Raw genomic sequence first — 18,129 nt, forward strand, 5'->3', positions numbered from 1 at the left:
AGCGCACCCAGAACCTGGGGTGGGTGGGCCGCGACCCTTTGTTTGTCGTGGGGGGGTGGTTCCAAAACAGCCCGCCGCAGGCACCAAGACCCGTCGGACGCCCTCCAGCCCCGGGTGGGCGACGCGGCCCGAGACGCATCAGCCCCGTCCCGGTCAACCGGCCGTGCCCCGGGGGCCCGTGCGTCGTCCTCGCGGGCCGTGGCGGTGATGTCCGGTGATCTAACATCTGGCAGGTGCCGCGCTCACATGTACACTCCGCCGAGGCCGCTCCCGACGGGGAAACCCTGAGCGCCCTGCTCCGCCGCTATGACACCGCCGGTGAGGCCGTCTCCTGCGAACCGCTCACCCAGGGGCTGCTCAACCGGGGCTACCGCCTCGCCACCACCCGCGGCCGGTTCTTCCTCAAACACCACCTCGACGGCGACCGCACCGCCATCGCCCGCCAGCACCGCGTCACCCAGCGGCTGGAGGCGCTGGGGGTGCCCGTCGCCCCGCCGGTTCCCGACGCCGACGGCCGTACGGTCGCCGTCATCGGCGGACGCTGCTACGCGTTACACCCCTGGATCGACGGGCGGCACCGCGACGGCGGTGAGCTGACCGCCCCGCAGTGCTGGCGGCTGGGCGGGCTGCTCGGGCTCGTCCACACCTGTCTGGAGCGCGTCATGCGGGCCCGTACGGGCGACCGCAGGCCGCCCGTGGAGGCCGCCGCCGACCCCGAGGACACCTTCGCCGTCATCGACGAGCTGCTCACGCTGATCCGGGGGCGCCGGAACCGCGACAGCTTCGACGAGCTCGCCGAGCACCGGCTGGTCGAGCGGCGGACGCTGGTGGAGCGGCACGCCCACCGCCGCCCGGAGGCGGACGCCGTCCCGGTCGCCGGCTGGGTGCACGGCGACTTCCACCCGCTGAACCTGCTCTACCGCGACACGGAACCGGCCGCCATCGTCGACTGGGACCGGCTCGGGGTGCAGCCGCGCGCCGAGGAGGCGGTCCGGGCCGCCGCGATCTTCTTCGTACGGCCCGACGGCACCCTGGAGCTCACCAAGGTGCGGTCCTACGCGCGGGCGTACCGCTGCGCGGCGGGGGCCGGGACCTCCGAGATGGCCGCGGCCGTGCACCGGGTGTGGTGGGAGCGACTCAACGACTTCTGGATGCTGCGCTGGCGCTACCAGCGCGGGGACCGGCGCGCCGATCCGCAGTTCCCGGCGGCCGCCGCACTGGTGGTGTGGTGGACCCGGGAGTACGACGCGGTCCGCGACGCCTTCTGCGGGTGACGGGGGCGCCTTCTGCGGGTGTTGGGGCCGCCTTCCGCGGATGACGGGGGCGCCGTGGGGCGCCCCCGGCCGTCAGGGGGTGCCGGCCCCACCGTCCGTGGCACCCGCCGTGCCACCGGTGGGCTCGCCGGTGCCCGGGTCCGTCTCCGGGCCCGTCGGCGTGGTGCTCTCCTGGCCGCCGCCCGGGGTGGTCTCCTCGCCCGTCGGCTCGCCGGTGCCGGGGTCCGTCTGCGAGTCCGTCGGCCCGTCCGTGGGCTCGTCCTGGTACGTCGGCGTCGGGTCCGCGGTCGGGGTGTAGTCGCCGCCCGTGTCCCCAGAGGTGGCCTCGCCGTCGCTCGGGGCCGTCTCGTCGTTCGAGGTGTGGCTCGGCTTGTCGGTCGGCTTCTCCGTCTTCTTCTGGGGGGCCGACGTCTGGTGCTTGCCCGGCTGCTTCCCGCCGTCCTTGTCGCCGGCCTGGAGGGCGAAGGCGACCCCCGCCGCGACCGCGATCACCGCGAGCACCGCGATCAGCCACATCCTGCCGCGGCCCTTACGGCGGCCGGAACCGCCGTGGTAGCCGCCGCCCCCGCCACCGGGGCCGGTGACGATCGGCTGCTGGGAGGTCTCGCCGTGGCCCGGGTGCGGCAGCGCGGTGGTGGCCCCGACGCCGGGCATGCCCATGGCGGGGGTGGCGGCGCCCAGGTGCTGGGTGACCGGGCCGGTGTTCCACATGCCGGTGTGGCCGCCGGCCTCGTGGAGCATCTGGAGCGCGTACTGGACCAGTCCGCGCATCTCCTCGGCGCTCTGGAACCGGTCGTCCGGGTCCTTGGCGAGGGAGCGCATGACCAGGCCGTCCAGCTCCGGCGGCACGGTGCCGGAGGTCTCCGACGGGGGCACCGGGATGTCCTGGACGTGCTGGTACACCACCGACAGCGGGGTCTCCCCGGTGAACGGCGGGCGCAGCGCCAGCAGCTCGTAGAGCAGGCAGCCGGTGGCGTAGAGGTCGGAGCGGTGGTCCACGGCCTTGCCGAGAGCCTGCTCCGGCGAGAGGTACTGCGGTGTGCCCATGACCATGCCGGTCTGGGTCATCGTGGACTGCGCGCCGTGCAGGGCGCGGGCGATGCCGAAGTCCATGACCTTGACCGCGCCGCTGTGGGTGATGATCACGTTGGCGGGATTGATGTCACGGTGCACGATGCCGTGCTGATGGCTGTAGGCGAGCGCCTCCAGCACCCCGGAGACGATGATCAGCGCCTGGTCCGGCGGCGGGGCCTCGGCGTTGAGCAGCAGATCGCGGATGGTCCGGCCCTCGACCAGCTCCATGACGATGTACGGCACGGTGTTCTGGCCGACCGTGTCCTCGCCGGAGTCGTAGACGGCCACCACGGCGTGGTGGTTCAGCCCGGCCACGGACTGTGCCTCGCGGGTGAAGCGGGCCTTGGACACCGGGTCCTCGGCCAGATCGGCGCGGAGCAGCTTCACCGCGACCGTACGGCCGAGCCGGAGGTCCTCGGCGGCGAACACCTCCGCCATACCGCCGCGGCCGAGTCGACTGGTAAGCCGATATCGGCCATCGCCGACAAGCCCCCCGTTACCCCACACCTCGGGCATATCCGGCATTCCGGACCCACTGGCGTCAGGTTCGGAGGGCCCCTGGGCGCCCTGGGTCTGTGCCATCGGTCCTCGCCGTCTCGTTCTCGGTGGGGGTGGGGTCGAGATCGCCCCGCCCACGGGCGGTACGGTTCCCGCTAGGCACGCTACAGCCTTCGCGCCGTATATCGGTTGGTGATGGACCGGCCATCAAACCTGTTGACGGTGAAGCGATGCAAATCGCGTGACGGGTTCTTACGCATCCGGTCACGGAACGGGCAACGCGGCTTGACGTGTCCGTGGCCTGGGGCAGACTTGGCCACGATATCCAGAACATCAAGATCAATGCGTCGAAACGTGCGCGTCAGAGTAGTGAGTGCGCCAAGGGGGAAGTACGAAATGAGCCAGTACGGCGCATCGGGCAGGCATCAAGGCCAATCTCTGGCGAACGGCCGATATCAGCTGCGTGACCTGCTGGGCGAGGGCGGCATGGCCTCCGTCCACCTGGCCTATGACACCGTGCTGGACCGCCAGGTCGCCATCAAGACGCTCCACACCGAGCTGGGACGCGAGCAGTCCTTCCGCGAGCGGTTCCGCCGCGAGGCCCAGGCGGTGGCGAAACTCACGCACACCAATATCGTCTCGGTCTTCGACACCGGCGAGGACGCCATGGACGGCTCCCTGATGCCGTACATCGTCATGGAGTACGTCGAGGGTCAGCCGCTGCGCTCGGTTCTGGACGGCGATGTCCGGCAATACGGCGCGATGCCGACCGAAAAGGCACTGAAGATCACCAGCGATGTGCTGGCGGCGCTGGAAATCAGCCATGAGATGGGGCTGGTCCACCGCGACATCAAGCCAGGTAACGTGATGATGACCAAGCGTAATGTGGTCAAAGTCATGGACTTCGGCATCGCCCGCGCCATGCAGTCCGGGGTCACCTCCATGACCCAGACCGGCATGGTCGTCGGCACCCCGCAGTACCTCTCGCCCGAGCAGGCGCTGGGCCGCGGCGTGGACGCCCGCAGCGACCTGTACTCGGTCGGCATCATGCTCTTCGAGCTGCTCACCGGCCGGCTGCCCTTCGACGCGGACTCGCCGCTGGCCATCGCGTACGCACACGTCCAGGAGGAGCCGGTCGCGCCCTCCTCGATCAACCAGTCCATCCCCCCGGCGGTGGACGCGCTGGTCGCCCGCGCGCTGAAGAAGAACCCGAACGAGCGCTTCCCGACCGCCGAGGCCATGCGCGACGAATGCGCACGAGTCGCCCGTACCGGGCAGACCGGCGCCTCCCCGATCATCATCAGCGGCGGCCCCCCGGCCCGCAGCGGCTCCGGTGTCGGCTCGGCGGTCTTCCCGCCGATCGACCAGCAGGCGCCCGCCCCCGGCCCCGGCAGCGTCCAGACGCCGTACCAGCCGCAGCACTCCCCCGGGCAGTTCGGCGCCTTCGGCCCGTCCACCCCGCCGCCCCCGGTCGGCCAGGGGCCGTCCACGACACCGCTGGGGCAGGGGGGGTATCAGACCCCGACGCCGTCGTACCAGGGCCCCAGCACCCCGCCGCCGTACAACATCTCGCCCTCGCCCTCCGGGAGCGGCGGCGGCAGCGGCAACAAGCGCGTGATCATAGGCTCGGCCGTCGTCGCGGCGATCGCGGTCATCGCCGTGATCCTGGTCATCGCGCTCCAAAGCGACGGCGGCTCCAAGGACCAGAGCAAGAAGGGCGGCCGCGCCAAGTCGGCGTCGCCGACGGCCTCCGACAACGCCGCGGGCTTCCGCATGGGCGACAAGACCAAGACCATCGAGGCGAAGAAGTGCACCGACGCGTACGAGGACACTGACGAGAAGGGCACGTATTCGGTGCCCGACTTCCAGAACCTCTACATCGACTCGGTGAAGAAGTGCATCCGCGCGGCGGGCTGGAAGTACCGCGTGGTGCCCCAGGACGAGAATCTGTGGGGCAAGGGCACCGTCCTCAATTACACGTACCGGAACTACGAGCCGTACAACCCCAAGACGGACACCATCGAGCTGACCGTCTCCACCGGCAACCCGGGGTAGGGGCGGCTCCCGCTCGCTCCGCCTCCGGCACGACGACGCCGCGGGCCTCATCGGAAGGTGAGGCCCCCCCCCGGGGTTTTGTGTGTGCGGGGCGTGTCCCGTAGTTGTGTCCGGGGCGGGGGCCGCGCCAGGGCCGGGGGGTGTGCCGGCCCCCCCTCCCCCCCCCGCCGCCCCGCGCCCCCCGGGGCCCCCTCGGATTGGTGAGGCCCGCGGCGTCGTTTTGTTGTGTCCGGTGCGTGTCCGGTCGTTGTGTCCGGGGCGGGTCCGGCGCATGGCTCGGGGAGCGGCTCAACGGCTCAACGGCTCAACGGCTCAGAGGTACGGCCCCGAGCGGGCGCCGCCCTGCTTGGGCAAGTCCTCGTCCTCCTCGCCCCCGCCGATCCCCGGCGGCAGCGCCCGGCGCATCTGCTCCAGCTGGGCGCGCGCCGCCATCTGCTGGGCGAACAGGGTGGTCTGGATGCCGTGGAACAGCCCCTCCAGCCAGCCGACCAACTGAGCCTGGGCGATGCGCAGTTCCGCCTCAGTGGGCACCGCATCGTCCGTGAAGGGCAGCGACAGCCGCTCCAGCTCCCCGATCAGCTCGGGGGCCAGCCCGTCCTCCAGCTCCTTCACCGAGCTGGAGTGGATCTCCTTGAGCCGGACCCGGCTGGCCTCGTCGAGAGGTGCGGCACGGACCTCCTCCAGAAGCTGCTTGATCATGCTGCCGATCCGCATGACCTTCGCCGGCTGTTCGACCATGTCCGTCACGGGAACCTCGCGCGACTCGTCGTCACCACTGCCCTCGCCAGAAGCAGGAGCGACGCCGCCGAGTGTCATGCCGTCCGGACCGACGACCAGGACGTGCGGGCTCTCCTGCGCTCGTTCGTTCATCGGCTGGTTCATACCCCTATTGTTCCGCACCGGCACCCGGTACGACGGGCGAGGGTCGAGGTTTCGGCGGCGATCACCGGCGACGGCCGTCAGCGGCGGCCATCAGAGCGGTCGCGGTGATCAGCGGCGGCGCAGTCGCAGGCCGAAGAACGCCAGGCCGAGGCCGAGGCCAGTGAGCGCGAGACCGGTGCCCAGCGGCAGCACCCGCATCGCCCGCCCGCTGGGCTCGGCGGCGGTCCGCCGAGCGCCGTAAGGCTGTCCGGACGGGAGCGATTCGCGCGCCTGGTGCCGGTCCGGCCGCTGCGGGACGGGGAGGGAGGACGGCGTCCACTCGGGCACCACCGAGAACCGCCCGGTGCCCTCGTCGTCCCCCGTGTCGGCCGAGGGGTCCCCGTCCGGCGACGAGGGGGTCGGCGTCCCGGTGCGGCCGGGGTGCGCACGGCCCTCGCCCGCGCGCGTGCCCGCCAGCCCGCCGCCGTCGTCGGCGGGGGCGGAGGCGGCGAGGGCGGCGGACGCGGCGGGGGCCGCGGCCAGGGCGGTGCCCGCCAGCAGGGCCGCAGCGGGGAGTGTGCGAAGCGTCGCAGGGTTCACGGTGGTCACCCTCCCGTGCCGAACCGTTGCGTAACGGGATCAGCATCACATGAGGGTAGGGACCGGGCATTCTGAACGCCGCCGTACGGACTCCGGTACGACCGTAAGGACCGCGGCGCCCGCCGTAAGGGCCGTGGCGGCGCCGTAAGGGCCGTGGCGGCGCCGTAAGGGCCGTGGCGGCGCCGTAAGGGCCGTGGGGGCGCGTAAGGGCCGTGGGGGCGCCGTAAGGGCCGTGGCGGCGCCGTAAGGATCGCGGCGGCGCCGCCGTACGGACCCGCGGCCCTCAGGTCGTCAGCAGGATCTTGCCCACATGCGTGCTGGACTCCAGCAGCCGGTGGGCCTCCGGGGCCTCCCGCATCGGGACGGTGCTGTCGACGATCGGGCGGACCCGGCCGCCGCCGATCAGCGGCCAGACATGCTCCCGTACCGCCGCGATGATCGCCGACTTCTGCGCCAGCGAGCGGCCCCGCAGCCCGGTGGCCGTCACGGCGGCGCTCTTGGACAGCAGGGTGGCCAGGTTCAGCTCGGCCTTCACACCGCCCTGGAGCCCGATGATCGCCAGCCGTCCGTTGAGGGCGAGCGACTCCAGATTCCGGGCGAGGTACTTCGCGCCGACGATGTCCAGGATGACGTCCGCGCCCGCGCCGTCGGTGGCCCGGCGGATCTCCTCGACGAAGTCCTGCTCGCGGTAGTCGATCAGGATGTCGGCGCCCAGCTCCTGGCAGGCGGCCAGCTTCTCCGGACCGCCCGCGGTCACCGCCACCCGCGCCCCGACCGCCTTCGCGAGCTGGATCGCCATGGTGCCGATGCCGCTCGATCCGCCGTGCGCCAACAGCGTCTCGCCCGGCCGGAGATGGGAGATCATGAAGACGTTGGACCATACGGTGGCGGTCACTTCGGGCAGCGCCGCGGCCGTGACCAGGTCCACGCCCTCGGGAAGGGGCAGCAGCTGCCCCGACGGAACCGCCACCTTCTCGGCGTATCCACCGCCCGCGAGCAGGGCGCACACCTCGTCGCCCACCGCCCAGCCGGTGACGCCGGGGCCGAGCGCCGAGATCCGGCCCGAGCACTCCAGACCGGCGTAGGGCGAGGCTCCGGGCGGCGGCGGGTAGTGGCCCTGGCGCTGGAGCACATCCGCGCGGTTGACACCGGCGGCCGCCACGTCGACCAGGACCTCGCCCTCACCGGGCACGGGATCGGGGACCTCCGCCCATACCAGGGCTTCGGGGCCACCGGGTTCGGGAATCGTGATCGCATGCATGGGCGCGAGGCTACTCCTGGACCATCGGCGCGCGAACGATCGTGATCAAGCGGTCGGCCGCCTGCAGCGGGCTGGCGTCGGGGTCGTCGTACGCGAGGAGGCGATGACCGCGCAGCACGGACACCACGAGGTCCTCCGTGTCCCGCACCGACTTGCCCACCTCGGCCTTCACCACCGTGCGCTCCACCAGGTCCAGGCCGGTGCCCTGCTGAATCAGATCCTCGATCACCGCACCGGCCGTCGGGCTCTGCACGCTCATGCCCAGCAGGCGGCCCGCCGCGCTGGCGCTGGTGATCACCGCGTCGGCCCCGGACTGGCGCAGCAGCGGCGCGTTCTCCTCCTCGCGCACCGCCGCCACGATGTTGGCGCCCCGGTTGAGCTGCCGGGCCGTCAGCGTGACCAGGACGGCGGTGTCATCGCGCTGGGTGGCGATCACGAACTGGCGGGCGCGCTGCGCCTCCGCCCGCAACAGCACATCGCTGCGGGTCGCGTCGCCGACCACCCCCGCGAACCCCTCCGCGTTGGCCGCCTCGATCACCTTGTGGTTGGGGTCGACCACGACCACCCGGTTCTTGGGCAGCCCCGTCGCGCAAAGGGTCTGCACCGCGGACCGCCCCTTCGTACCGAAGCCCACTACGACGGTGTGATCACGCAACGCTGACCTCCAGCGGTTCAGTCGGTACTGCTCGCGGGTGCGTTCGGCCAGGACTTCCAGGGTGGTGCCGACCAGGATGATCAGAAAGAGCACGCGCAGCGGCGTGACCAGCAGGATGTTACTGAGCCGCGCGCTGTCGCTGTACGGCACGATGTCGCCGTAACCGGTCGTGGACAGCGTGACGGTCGAGTAGTAGACGGAGTCGAGGAAGTCGACCTGGTCGTCGGCGTTGTCGTGGTAACCCGCGCGGTCGACGTACACGATGGCCACCGTCAGCACCAGCACCAGCAGCGCCAGCAGCAGCCGACGGCCGACCTGGCGCAGCGGGCCCGCGGGGAAGTGGGGCAGATGGACGCGGTGGCCGCCGTCCCCGGGGGTGCGGGCGGCCGCGTCATGGCTGGGCAGCTTCACGCCGGGCCCTCCTGGGGGGATATGTCCTCGCCATCGGCCGCCTGGGCCGTGCGTTGGCGTGCCTGGTCCGCGTGGCTCGGTTGCTCTGTCGCGCTCGCCGACCACGGGAGATCCAGTACGTCGACCTCCGTGCCGCGCTTCGCCCCGCCGGGCGGGATCACGGCGAGGCCGTCGGCCACCGCGATGCCGCGCAGCATCGCCGGGCCGTTGAAGCGCAGCGGCACGGCCGCGTCCTGCCGGAAGGTCACCGGGACCAGCCGGGTGTCCCGCGGATGCCCCTGCACGGCCTCGGCCAGCGGGGCCGGGCCGGGGTCGGGGGCCGGGCGGCCGGTCAGCGTCCGCAGCAACGGCTCGGCGAGGGTCAGCAGACCGGACACCGCCGCGAGCGGATTGCCCGGGAGCCCCACCAGATGCCGAGCCGGGCGGGACGGACGTTCGGGGGTTGCGGGGGGTTCGGCGGTTTTGGGTGCTTCGGTGCTTTCGCGGTTTCCGGGGTTCTCGCGGTTTCCGGGGTTCTCGCGGTTTCCGGGGTTCTCGCGGTTTCCGGAGTTTTCGCGGTTCGCGCGGGCGAGGCGGGCCAGCAGCATCGGGTGACCGGGGCGCACCGCCACCCCGTCCACCAGCAGTTCGGCGCCCAGGCGGCGCAGGGTGGGGTGGACATGGTCCACGGGGCCCGCGGCCGTGCCCCCGGTCGTCACGACGACATCGGCGGAGGACTCGGCCACCGCCGCGTACACCACGTCCGCCTCGTCGGCCAGCCGCCGGGTGCCCAAGACCTCGGCGCCGAGCGCCCGCAGCCATGGCCCGACCATCGGCCCCAGCGCGTCCCGGATCCGGCCGTCGTGCGGCAGTCCCTCGGTGAGCAGCTCGTCGCCGAGGACCAGCACCTCGACGCGCGGCCTGCGCACCGTCGGCAGCTCGTCATACCCGGCCGCGGCGGCCAGACCCAGGACGGCGGGGGTGACCAGGGTCCCGGCGGGGAGCAGCTGATCGCCGCTGCGGCACTCCTGGCCACGGGTGCGGATGTCCTGGCCGAGGACGACGGGGTGGGCGGCGGACGCGTGCAGCCAGCCGTCGCCCGCGTCGGTGCCGTACTCGCTGCGCAGTACGGCGGTGGCGCCGGGCGGGACGCGGGCGCCGGTGGCGATGCGGACCGCGTGGCCGTCGGGGAGGGGGGCCGTCTCGCCGTGTCCGGCGAGGATGCCCTGGTGGTCCTGGTCCTTTGTGCCGGTTGGCAGCCGCCAGGGGCCGGGGCCCGAGAGCGCCCAGCCGTCCATGGCGGAGGTGTCGAAGGGCGGCAGATCGGTGAGCGCGGCGAGCGGCGCGGCCAGCACCTGGCCGAGCGCCTCGAACAGCGGCCGCATCACCGGGGCCGCGTGGACGGCCTCCTTGACGGCGGCGCGGGCGGCGATGGCGCGGGCGTCGGGCCAGGAGACGGGGCTGCGGTGCGGTGGGTTCATGGAGGGATGCGGGTGGGGCGTCGGTGCGCCGGGGGCGCGTTTCGGGTGCGGGGCCGGGGCCTGATGGACGGGGGCCCTGGACCGCGTGCCTTTGGCGCCAGTGGCCTCCGATGTCGGACTACCCGAGGATCGGCTCCTCGAATACACCTCTGGCCTTCGGCGTACGTGGCCCTGGGCATCCAGGGCCGCCGCAGGCTCCTCCGCCGTTTCCCGTGCCGTTTCCCGCGCCAGGTCGAGCGCGGTCTCGACCCAGTCCGTCCGGATCGGGTCGCCGGTGTCGGCGATGTCGCCCGTGTTGCCAATACGGTCGATGTCGCCCATGTCGCCCACGTTGCCGATGCCGTCGGTCTCGCCGGGGCTTCGCTCCCGGGTGGGCTGGCCCGGGCGGCCATTGGCCAGGCTGAGGGCGGCGTCGGCCCAGTCCTCCTCCGATTCCGTTCCGGGCGGCTCCGGGCCCTGCGGCGGCGATTCATTGGCGAGCGCCAGCGCCTCGTCGACCTCGCGGTCGAGCGGGTCCCCGTCCCGGGGTTGGCGAGGTGTCACTGCTCCTCGGCCCAACGCGCCGCCAGCGCCGCGGCCTTCTCGGTGGCGGCGGCCAGCGCCTCGGGGCCGCCGCCCTTCTGGGCCGCGGCGTAGCCGACGAGAAAGGTGGTCAGGGGGGCGGCGGGCCGGGCGACGCCATGTGCGGCGTCACGGGCCAGATCGAGTAGGGCCGCGGTGTCGACATCCAGGTCGATCCCGAGCTCGGCCTTGACTGCGGCAATCCATTCGTCCAACACGTGTCCATGCTCCCTGATGCGTGCTCGAGCCGTGGTGATGTCTTCCCAGGTGTCGCAGTCGAACGACGCGGTGGGGTGCTGGAGGCGGGCCAGGGCCAGCTCGGAGACGAGGAGGCGGAGGGGCAGCCCGCCGAGGCCGCGGTGTTCGGTGGCGAGGAGGGCGATCTCGCGGCGCAGCGGCTCGGCGCGGTAGGCGGCGACAAGGGGCTGCTCCCGGCCGTCGGGGTCGATGAGCACGGCCCCTTCGGCGCCCTGGAGACCGGTGAGGAGGGTCTCGACGGTCTCGTGGGTGAGGAAGGGCAGATCGGCGGAGAGGACGAGGACGACCGGAGCCGTGGTCTGCCGGATGCCCGCGTCGACGGCCGCGACCGGGCCGCCGCCGGGGGGCTCCTCCCGGGCCCACCGCACCGGCCGCGCCGTGGGCCTGCGCGGGCCGACGACGACGGTCCGCCCGGCGCCGCGGCATGCGTCCAGCACCCGGTCGAGCAGGGCTCGTCCGCCCACCCGCAGCGCAGGCTTGTCCACCCCACCGAGCCGCCGAGCGGCGCCCCCGGCCAGGATCACTGCGTCATACGCACCTGGAGTCACCCCATGAGTATGGCGCCGCCGGACATCCGCTACAGCCGCCGCAACAACACCATGGGCCGCTCCACGCAGTCGGCCACGAACCGCAGGAATCCGCCGGCTGTGCCCCCGTCGCACACCCGGTGGTCGAAGGTGAACGACAGCTGCACCACCTGGCGCACCGCCAGCTCACCCTGGTGCACCCACGGCTTCGGGGCGATCCGCCCGACCCCGAGCATCGCCGCCTCGGGGTGGTTGATGATCGGCGTCGAGCCGTCGACCCCGAACACCCCGTAGTTGTTCAGGGTGAAGGTGCCGCCGGTGAGCTGCGCGGGGGCGAGGGTCCCGGTCCGCGCGGCCTCGGTCAGCCGGGCGATCTCCTCGGAGAGCCCCTCTATGGTCCGCGTGTGGGCGTCGCGCACCACCGGGACCACCAGACCCCGGTCCGTCTGGGCCGCGAAGCCGAGGTGGACGTCGGGGAGCCGGATGATCTCCCGGCCTTCCATGTCCACCGTGGCGTTGAGCTCGGGGAAGCGCGCGAGGGCCGCCGTGCAGATACGGGCCAGGAGGGCGAGCACGGAGACCTTGGCCTCGCCCGCGGCGTTCATCGCCGTACGGGCGGCGAGCAGTTCGGTCGCGTCGGCGTCCACCCAGCAGGTCGCGTCGGGGATCTCGCGCCGACTGCGCGCGAGCTTGTCGGCCACGGCGCCCCGCACCCCTCGCAGCGGGACCCGCTCCCCCTCCGGGGCGGGGGCCGCGGAGGCGGGCGCGGCGGGGGCGGGCGCGGCGGGCGCGGGCGCGGCGGAGGCGGGCGCCGTGCCCGCGACCGCCCGTTCGACGTCCGCCCGCAGAATCAGCCCCTCGGGGCCCGAGCCCCTGAGCCGCCGCAGATCGACATCGTGCTCCCGGGCCAGCCGCCGCACCAGGGGCGAGATCACCGGTAGGGGCCCGGCGGGGGCCGTCACGGTCTCGGGCACCGGCCTGGCGGAGGCCGCCGTCGTCTCGCGCACGGGCACGGCGGGGGCCGCCGCCGTCTTCGGCAGCGGTCCGCCAGGGGCCGTGGGCAGCTCGCGCGGCGGCCCGGGGGAGGGCCGGACGCGACGGCGCCGTGCGGCGGGACCGGCCGTGCCATAGCCGACCAGCACATTGCCCGACGCGCCGTCGATCGCGCCCTCGGTGACCGGCGGACCGGATCCGCCGTCCGAGCCCTCGGGCACGGCGACCGTGATCAGCGGCGCCCCGACCGGCACCTCCGCGCCCTCCTCGCCGTAACGGGCCGTCACCACACCGCCGTACGGGCAGGGCACATCCACCATCGCCTTGGCCGTCTCGACCTCGACCACCGGCTGGTCGACCGCGACCACATCGCCGACCTGGACCAGCCAGCGCACGATCTCGGCGCCGGTCAGCCCCTCGCCCAGATCGGGCAGGGTGAACTCCCGTACGACAGCCATCAGACCGCGCTCCCCTCGGTCCACTCCGACTCCCACTGGAGGCGGGCGACGGCGTCCAGCACCCGGTCCACCCCGGGCAGATGGTGCCGCTCCAGCATGGGCGGCGGGTAGGGGATGTCGAATCCGGCGACCCGCAGCACGGGCGCCTCCAGATGGTGGAAGCAGCGCTCGGTGACCCGGGCGGCGATCTCCCCGCCGGGCCCGCCGAAGCCCATGGACTCATGGACGACGACCGCGCGGCCGGTGCGGCGCACGGAGGCGCACACCGTCTCGTCGTCGAAGGGGACGAGCGAGCGCAGATCGACGACCTCCAGGTCCCAGCCCTCGGCCCGGGCCGCCTCGGCCGCGTCGAGGCACACCGGCACGGAGGGGCCGTAGGAGATCAAGGTGGCGCCGCGCCGACCGCCGCCGCCGGGCCCGCGGACCACCGCGCGCCCGATGGGCGGCACCTGCTCGGGGGCGTCGGCCGACCAGTCGGCCTTGGACCAGTACAGCCGCTTGGGCTCGAGGAAGATCACGGGGTCGTCGGAGGCGATGGCGGCGCGCAGCAGTCCGTAGGCGTCGGCGACGGTCGCGGGGGCGACGACATGGAGGCCGGGGGTGGCCATGTAGTAGATCTCGGAGGAGTCGCTGTGGTGCTCGACGCCGCCGATGCCGCCCCCGTAGGGCACTCGGACGGTGATCGGCATCGGCATCGCGCCCCGGGTGCGGTTGCGCATCCGCGAGACATGGCTGATGAGCTGCTCGAAGGACGGGTAGGCGAAGGCGTCGAACTGCATCTCGACCACCGGCCGCAGCCCGTACATCGCCATGCCCACGGCGGTACCGAGGATCCCCGCCTCGGCCAGCGGCGTGTCCGTGCAGCGGTTCTCGCCGAACTCCTCGGCGAGCCCGTCGGTGATCCGGAAGACGCCTCCCAGGGTGCCCACGTCCTCGCCGAGGACATGGACGGACGGGTCGGCGGCCATGGCGTCGCGCAGCGCGCGGCCGAGGGCCTGGGCCATGGTGGCGGGCTTACGGGCGGTGTCGGCCCCAACGGCGGTGGTCATCACTCCCCCTTCCCTGCGTCCGCGGCCTCGGCGTCGAGCTCGGCGCGCAGCTGGGCCGCCTGCTCGCGCAGCTGGCTGGTCCGGTCGGCGTAGACATGCTCGAAGAGCGCCATGGGGTCCAGGACCGGGTCCTGGTGCATCCGCGTCCGCAGATCGGCGGCGAGCCGCTCCGCGGACTCCCGCGCGGACCGGACCCCCTCGTCGTCCAGCAGATGGCGGTCCCGCATGGCCTCCTCCAGGAGCGCTATCGGGTCGTGGGCGCGCCATGCCTCGACCTCGGAGTCGGGGCGGTAGCGGGTGGCGTCGTCGGCGTTGGTGTGCGCCTCGATGCGATAGGTGACCGCCTCGACCAGGGTGGGGCCGCCTCCGCCGCGGGCCCGGCGCACCGCCTCCGCCAGGACCTCGTGGACGGCGGCCGCGTCATTGCCGTCCACGAGACGGCCGGGCATCCCGTATCCCACCGCCTTGTGGGCGAGGGAGGGCGCGGCGGTCTGCTTGGCGAGCGGGACGGAGATCGCGAAGCCGTTGTTCTGGACGAGGAAGACGACCGGGGCGTGCCAGACGGCCGCGAAGTTGAGGGCCTCGTGGAAGTCGCCCTCGCTGGTGCCGCCGTCGCCGACCAGGGCGAGGGCCACCACATCGTCGCCCTTGAGGCGGGCGGCGTGGGCGAGACCGACGGCGTGCGGCAGCTGGGTGGCCAGCGGGGTGCACAGCGGGGCGACGCGGTGGGCGTGGGGGTCGTACCCGGAGTGCCAGTCGCCGCGCAGCAGGGTCAGGGCGTCGACGGGGTCGAGGCCGCGGACGACGGCGGCCAGGGTGTCGCGGTAGCTGGGGAAGAGCCAGTCGCGGTCCTCCAGCACCAGCCCGGCCGCGACCTGGCAGGCCTCCTGCCCGGTGGAGGAGGGGTAGACGGCCAGCCGGCCCTGCCGGGTGAGGGCGGTGGCCTGCGTGTTGTACCGGCGGCCGCGCACCAGCTCGCGGTGGAGCCGGGTCAGCAGATCGGGGGAGATGTCGGCGGCAGCGGCGGCGCCCAGCAGGCGGTACGGCTCCGCGTCGGGCAGCAGCGGCGCGGCGTCGACGCGGGGCTGCCAGCCGGGCGGGGGAGTGGGCCGGTAGGCACCGGGCTGCTCAAGGACCGTCATGACGCGACCTCCTGGGCGTGGCGTACGGCGGGAGGGCGGGGCGTGCCGGGCGGCATCGCCCTCCCCTACCGATTGTTCGGTCGTTGACGCATTTTGGCTACAGGCGACCCAAGCCTGTGGACAAACGGTTCTGCTCCCCCTGTGATGAAGACAGGACGTCCATGAAGGGGAGGCGGGACGATATGCCGGGCGAACAGATGGCCAATCCGGACGGCAAACCCCCGGCACGCCCGCTGGACGCCATCGACCGCGACATCCTGCGTCTGCTCCAAATGGACGGCCGCGCCTCCATACGCTCCGTGGCCGAGCAGGTGCATGTCTCCCGCGCCAACGCCTACGCCCGGATCAACCGCCTGATCGACGACGGAGTGATCCGCGGCTTCAGCGCCCGGGTGGACCAGGAGCGGGCCGGGCAGGGCGCGTCCGCGTACATCACTCTGAAGATCGTCCAGAACTCCTGGCGCACCGTGCGCGAACAGCTCCGGCAGCTCCCCGGGGCCACTCACATCGCCCTGGTCAGCGGGGATTTCGATGTGCTGCTGCTGGTGCACACCGAGGACAACCGCTCACTGCGCGAGCTGGTCCTCACCCGGATCCAGGCCATACCGGAGGTGCTGAGCACCCGGACGCTGCTGGTCTTCGAGGAGACGGACCTGGACTCGGAGCCGTAGCGGGGGCCAGGGCCGGGCGCGGGCGCCGCGCGTCACGTCCGGGGGCGGGCGTACCACCCCGCGGGCGCCGCGCGTCAGGTCTGGATGCGGGCGTCGCGCGTCAGGTCTGGGTGCGCAGGCCCGCGAAGGCCGTACGGATCACGGCCTCGGCCACCTCATGGGAGGTAGCGGCCCCGCCGCGGCCCGGCCGGTACCACTCCACAATGGAGTTGATCATGCCGAAGAGCAGCCGGGTCGCCAGCCGGGCATCCACGTCCGACCGCAGGTCGCCGTCGGCCGCCGCCCGCTTGAGCAGCTCGGCCACCTGGTGGTCGAACTCCCGGCGCCGCTCCATGGCCCACCGCTCGGTGTCCGTGTTGCCCCGGACGCGCAGCAGCAGCGTGACGTAGGGCAGCTCCTCCATCAGCACCTCGGCGGTGCGCCGGGCCACGTGCTCCAGCCGCTCGATCGCCTGTCCCTCGCGTGCGGCGGGCTCTTGCAGGATGCCGAACAGCCCGTCCAGGGCACGGCTTATGGCCAGTCTGAGCAGCTCCTCCTTGCCCTTCACATGGTGGTAGATGGAGGACTTGGAGATCCCGGCGGCCCGGGACAGGTGCTCCATGGAGGTGCCGTCGTAGCCGCGCTCGTTGAACACCTCCACGGCGACCGCGAGCAGCGATTCGGGCGTGTAGGTGTCGCGCTTGGCCATGGTCATGATTAGAGCAGCTTCTCATCGGCGGCCGCACGCCGGATCAGTGCCTGGGAAGGGGCGTAGCGGCCGGTCGGACAGGTGTGGTGGAGGTTGCGCAGGGTGTCGCGCACCCAGGGGGCGCCGAGCGCGCGCCCCCAGGCCAGCGGTCCGCGCGGGTAGTTGACGCCGGTCAGCATGGCGGTGTCGATGTCCTCGGGGCTCGCCACCCCGCGGGCGGCGGCGTCCTCGGCGAAGTCCACGAGCATCGCGACCGTGCGGGCCACGACCATGCCGGGAACGTCCTGGACCACGCTGACCTCCTTACCGAGCGCCTGAAACAGGCCGATCGCGGACCGCAGGGACTCCTCGGGGGCGGCTGTGGACGCCGCGAGGGCGACGCGGGTGGCGGTCCGGTAGTCCAGCGCCAGGTCGAAGCGGACCGACGCGGCGAAGGGGTCCTCGGTGGCGGTCGTGCCGTCGGCCAGGGACAGGCGGGTGCCGTCGGGCAGGGCGAGATGGGCCCCGACGGGCTCGCGGGTCACCGGGATGCCCGCCGCCTCGATGACGCCGATCAGCCCTTGTGCGGGCCCCAGGTCGCCGTGGAGGGCGACCTTGCCGGGCGGGTCGCACGGCTCCGCGGTGTGCGGGGCGGGCCGCCCGGCGCCCTCGGAGTGGTCGTACCAGCCGTGGCCCGTCTTGCGTCCGTGCCGCCCGGAGGCGACGAGCTGCCGCTGGGCGAGGGACGGGGTGAATTTCGGATCGTGGAACAGCGCTTCCCACACGGATCGGGTGACGGCCTCGTTCACGTCCTGGCCGATCAGGTCGGTGAGCTCGAAGGGGCCCATCCTGAAGCCGCCGGACTCGCGCAGCACGGCGTCCAGGGTGGCGGGGCCGGCGGCGCGCTCCTCGTACGCCCGGAACGCCTCGGCGTAGAAGGGGCGGGCGATCCGGTTGACGATGAACCCGGGGGTGTCGGCGCAGCGCACCGGGGTCTTCCCCCAGGCCGCGACGGTGGCGTGGGCACGGTCGGCGGCGGCCTCGTCCGTGGCGGCACCGCGCACCACCTCCACCAGTGGCATCAGCGGGGCCGGATTGAAGAAGTGCAGACCGAGGAGGCGGCCGGGGCGGCGCAGGACGCCCGCGACGGCGGTGACGGAGAGGGAGGAGGTGTTGGTGGCGAGCAGACAGCCGTCGGAGACCACCGACTCCAGCGCGGTGAACAGCTGCTGCTTGGCGCCGAGTTCCTCCAGGATCGCCTCGACCACCAGCTCCGCCTCGGCCAGGTCCGCGAGGTCGGTTACGGGGGCGAGCCGGCCGAGGGCGGTGTCACGGTCGGCGGCGGTGAGGCGTTCCTTGGCGACCAGCCGGCCGAGCCGGTCCGCGATGGCGTCGGCGGCCCGGGAGGCCCGGCCGGGCGCGGCGTCGTAGAGCCGCACGGGATGGCCCGCGGCCAGCGCCACCTGGGCGATCCCCTGGCCCATCGTGCCGGTGCCGACGACGGCGACGAGGCCGGCGCGGTCGGTCCCACGGTCGATCGCAGTCATGCCGCAGATCCTTTTCGACGAAGTTGTCCACAGGGACGAAGTTGTCCACAGGTTCGCCAGGCCCTCTTGTCCCGACCGATCGTTCGGTTACTCTAACCCTGTCGCCC

General features: G+C 73.0%; 15 protein-coding genes. 3 read left to right on the forward strand and 12 right to left on the reverse strand.

Annotation, left to right across the window (positions count from 1 at the left end):
• Positions 1 to 233: 233 nt before the first annotated feature.
• A complete protein-coding gene (locus ACFXB5_RS21895; RefSeq protein ID WP_385210401.1) occupies positions 234 to 1,274 on the forward strand; it encodes a phosphotransferase in 1,041 nt (346 codons plus the stop codon).
• A 72-nt stretch (positions 1,275 to 1,346) separates the two neighbouring features.
• Here the strand turns inward: ACFXB5_RS21895 and ACFXB5_RS21900 are convergent, their stop codons facing one another.
• Complete coding sequence (locus tag ACFXB5_RS21900; RefSeq protein WP_385210403.1) at positions 1,347 to 2,930, reverse strand: protein kinase; 1,584 nt, start codon at positions 2,928 to 2,930, stop codon at positions 1,347 to 1,349.
• Between the two features lie 312 nt (positions 2,931 to 3,242).
• On the opposite strand from ACFXB5_RS21900, the gene ACFXB5_RS21905 reads away from it, so the two are divergent.
• The gene (locus ACFXB5_RS21905) at positions 3,243 to 4,901 is read left to right on the forward strand and encodes a protein kinase (protein WP_385210405.1); all 1,659 of its coding nucleotides are present in this window, start codon (positions 3,243 to 3,245) and stop codon (positions 4,899 to 4,901) included.
• 312 nt (positions 4,902 to 5,213) lie between these two features.
• Here ACFXB5_RS21905 and ACFXB5_RS21910 read toward each other — a convergent pair whose 3' ends face one another.
• From ACFXB5_RS21910 to pdhA, 9 genes are all read right to left on the reverse strand, one after another.
• On the reverse strand, positions 5,214 to 5,783 hold the full coding sequence (locus ACFXB5_RS21910; protein WP_385210407.1) for a bacterial proteasome activator family protein: 570 nt from the start codon (positions 5,781 to 5,783) through the stop codon (positions 5,214 to 5,216).
• Positions 5,784 to 5,891: 108 nt separating this feature from the next.
• A complete protein-coding gene (locus ACFXB5_RS21915; protein WP_385210408.1) occupies positions 5,892 to 6,362 on the reverse strand; it encodes a hypothetical protein in 471 nt (156 codons plus the stop codon).
• Between the two features lie 283 nt (positions 6,363 to 6,645).
• A complete protein-coding gene (locus tag ACFXB5_RS21920; RefSeq protein ID WP_385210410.1) occupies positions 6,646 to 7,623 on the reverse strand; it encodes an NAD(P)H-quinone oxidoreductase in 978 nt (325 codons plus the stop codon).
• Between the two features lie 10 nt (positions 7,624 to 7,633).
• A complete protein-coding gene (locus ACFXB5_RS21925) occupies positions 7,634 to 8,689 on the reverse strand; it encodes a potassium channel family protein (protein WP_385210411.1) in 1,056 nt (351 codons plus the stop codon).
• Positions 8,686 to 10,470, reverse strand: a complete 1,785-nt coding sequence (locus ACFXB5_RS21930) for a molybdopterin molybdotransferase MoeA (protein ID WP_385210491.1) — start codon at positions 10,468 to 10,470, stop codon at positions 8,686 to 8,688. The genes ACFXB5_RS21925 and ACFXB5_RS21930 overlap by 4 nt, the downstream gene beginning before the upstream one ends.
• 218 nt (positions 10,471 to 10,688) lie before the next feature.
• On the reverse strand, positions 10,689 to 11,516 hold the full coding sequence (locus tag ACFXB5_RS21935) for an NTP transferase domain-containing protein (RefSeq protein WP_385210413.1): 828 nt from the start codon (positions 11,514 to 11,516) through the stop codon (positions 10,689 to 10,691).
• 29 nt (positions 11,517 to 11,545) lie between these two features.
• Positions 11,546 to 12,946, reverse strand: a complete 1,401-nt coding sequence (locus ACFXB5_RS21940) for a dihydrolipoamide acetyltransferase family protein (RefSeq protein ID WP_385210415.1) — start codon at positions 12,944 to 12,946, stop codon at positions 11,546 to 11,548.
• Positions 12,946 to 13,995, reverse strand: a complete 1,050-nt coding sequence (locus ACFXB5_RS21945; RefSeq protein ID WP_385210417.1) for an alpha-ketoacid dehydrogenase subunit beta — start codon at positions 13,993 to 13,995, stop codon at positions 12,946 to 12,948. Before ACFXB5_RS21945 ends, ACFXB5_RS21940 begins: the two co-directional genes overlap by 1 nt.
• Positions 13,995 to 15,137 (reverse strand): pyruvate dehydrogenase (acetyl-transferring) E1 component subunit alpha, encoded by a 1,143-nt coding sequence (gene pdhA, locus ACFXB5_RS21950; protein ID WP_385210420.1) that lies wholly within the window; start codon positions 15,135 to 15,137, stop codon positions 13,995 to 13,997. The genes ACFXB5_RS21945 and pdhA overlap by 1 nt, the downstream gene beginning before the upstream one ends.
• A 182-nt stretch (positions 15,138 to 15,319) precedes the next feature.
• On the opposite strand from pdhA, the gene ACFXB5_RS21955 reads away from it, so the two are divergent.
• Positions 15,320 to 15,808 (forward strand): Lrp/AsnC family transcriptional regulator, encoded by a 489-nt coding sequence (locus ACFXB5_RS21955; RefSeq protein ID WP_137978737.1) that lies wholly within the window; start codon positions 15,320 to 15,322, stop codon positions 15,806 to 15,808.
• A gap of 100 nt (positions 15,809 to 15,908) precedes the next feature.
• Here ACFXB5_RS21955 and ACFXB5_RS21960 read toward each other — a convergent pair whose 3' ends face one another.
• Positions 15,909 to 16,502 carry a TetR/AcrR family transcriptional regulator gene (locus tag ACFXB5_RS21960; protein WP_385210423.1) on the reverse strand — a complete coding sequence of 198 codons (594 nt, stop codon included), beginning with the start codon at positions 16,500 to 16,502 and terminating at the stop codon, positions 15,909 to 15,911.
• Between the two features lie 2 nt (positions 16,503 to 16,504).
• Complete coding sequence (locus ACFXB5_RS21965; protein ID WP_385210425.1) at positions 16,505 to 18,022, reverse strand: 3-hydroxyacyl-CoA dehydrogenase; 1,518 nt, start codon at positions 18,020 to 18,022, stop codon at positions 16,505 to 16,507.
• Positions 18,023 to 18,129: the final 107 nt, after the last annotated feature.

Origin of the sequence: Streptomyces sp. NPDC059455 (genome assembly GCF_042750115.1) — a bacterium.
In the GTDB taxonomy this organism is placed as follows: domain Bacteria; phylum Actinomycetota; class Actinomycetes; order Streptomycetales; family Streptomycetaceae; genus Streptomyces; species Streptomyces endocoffeicus.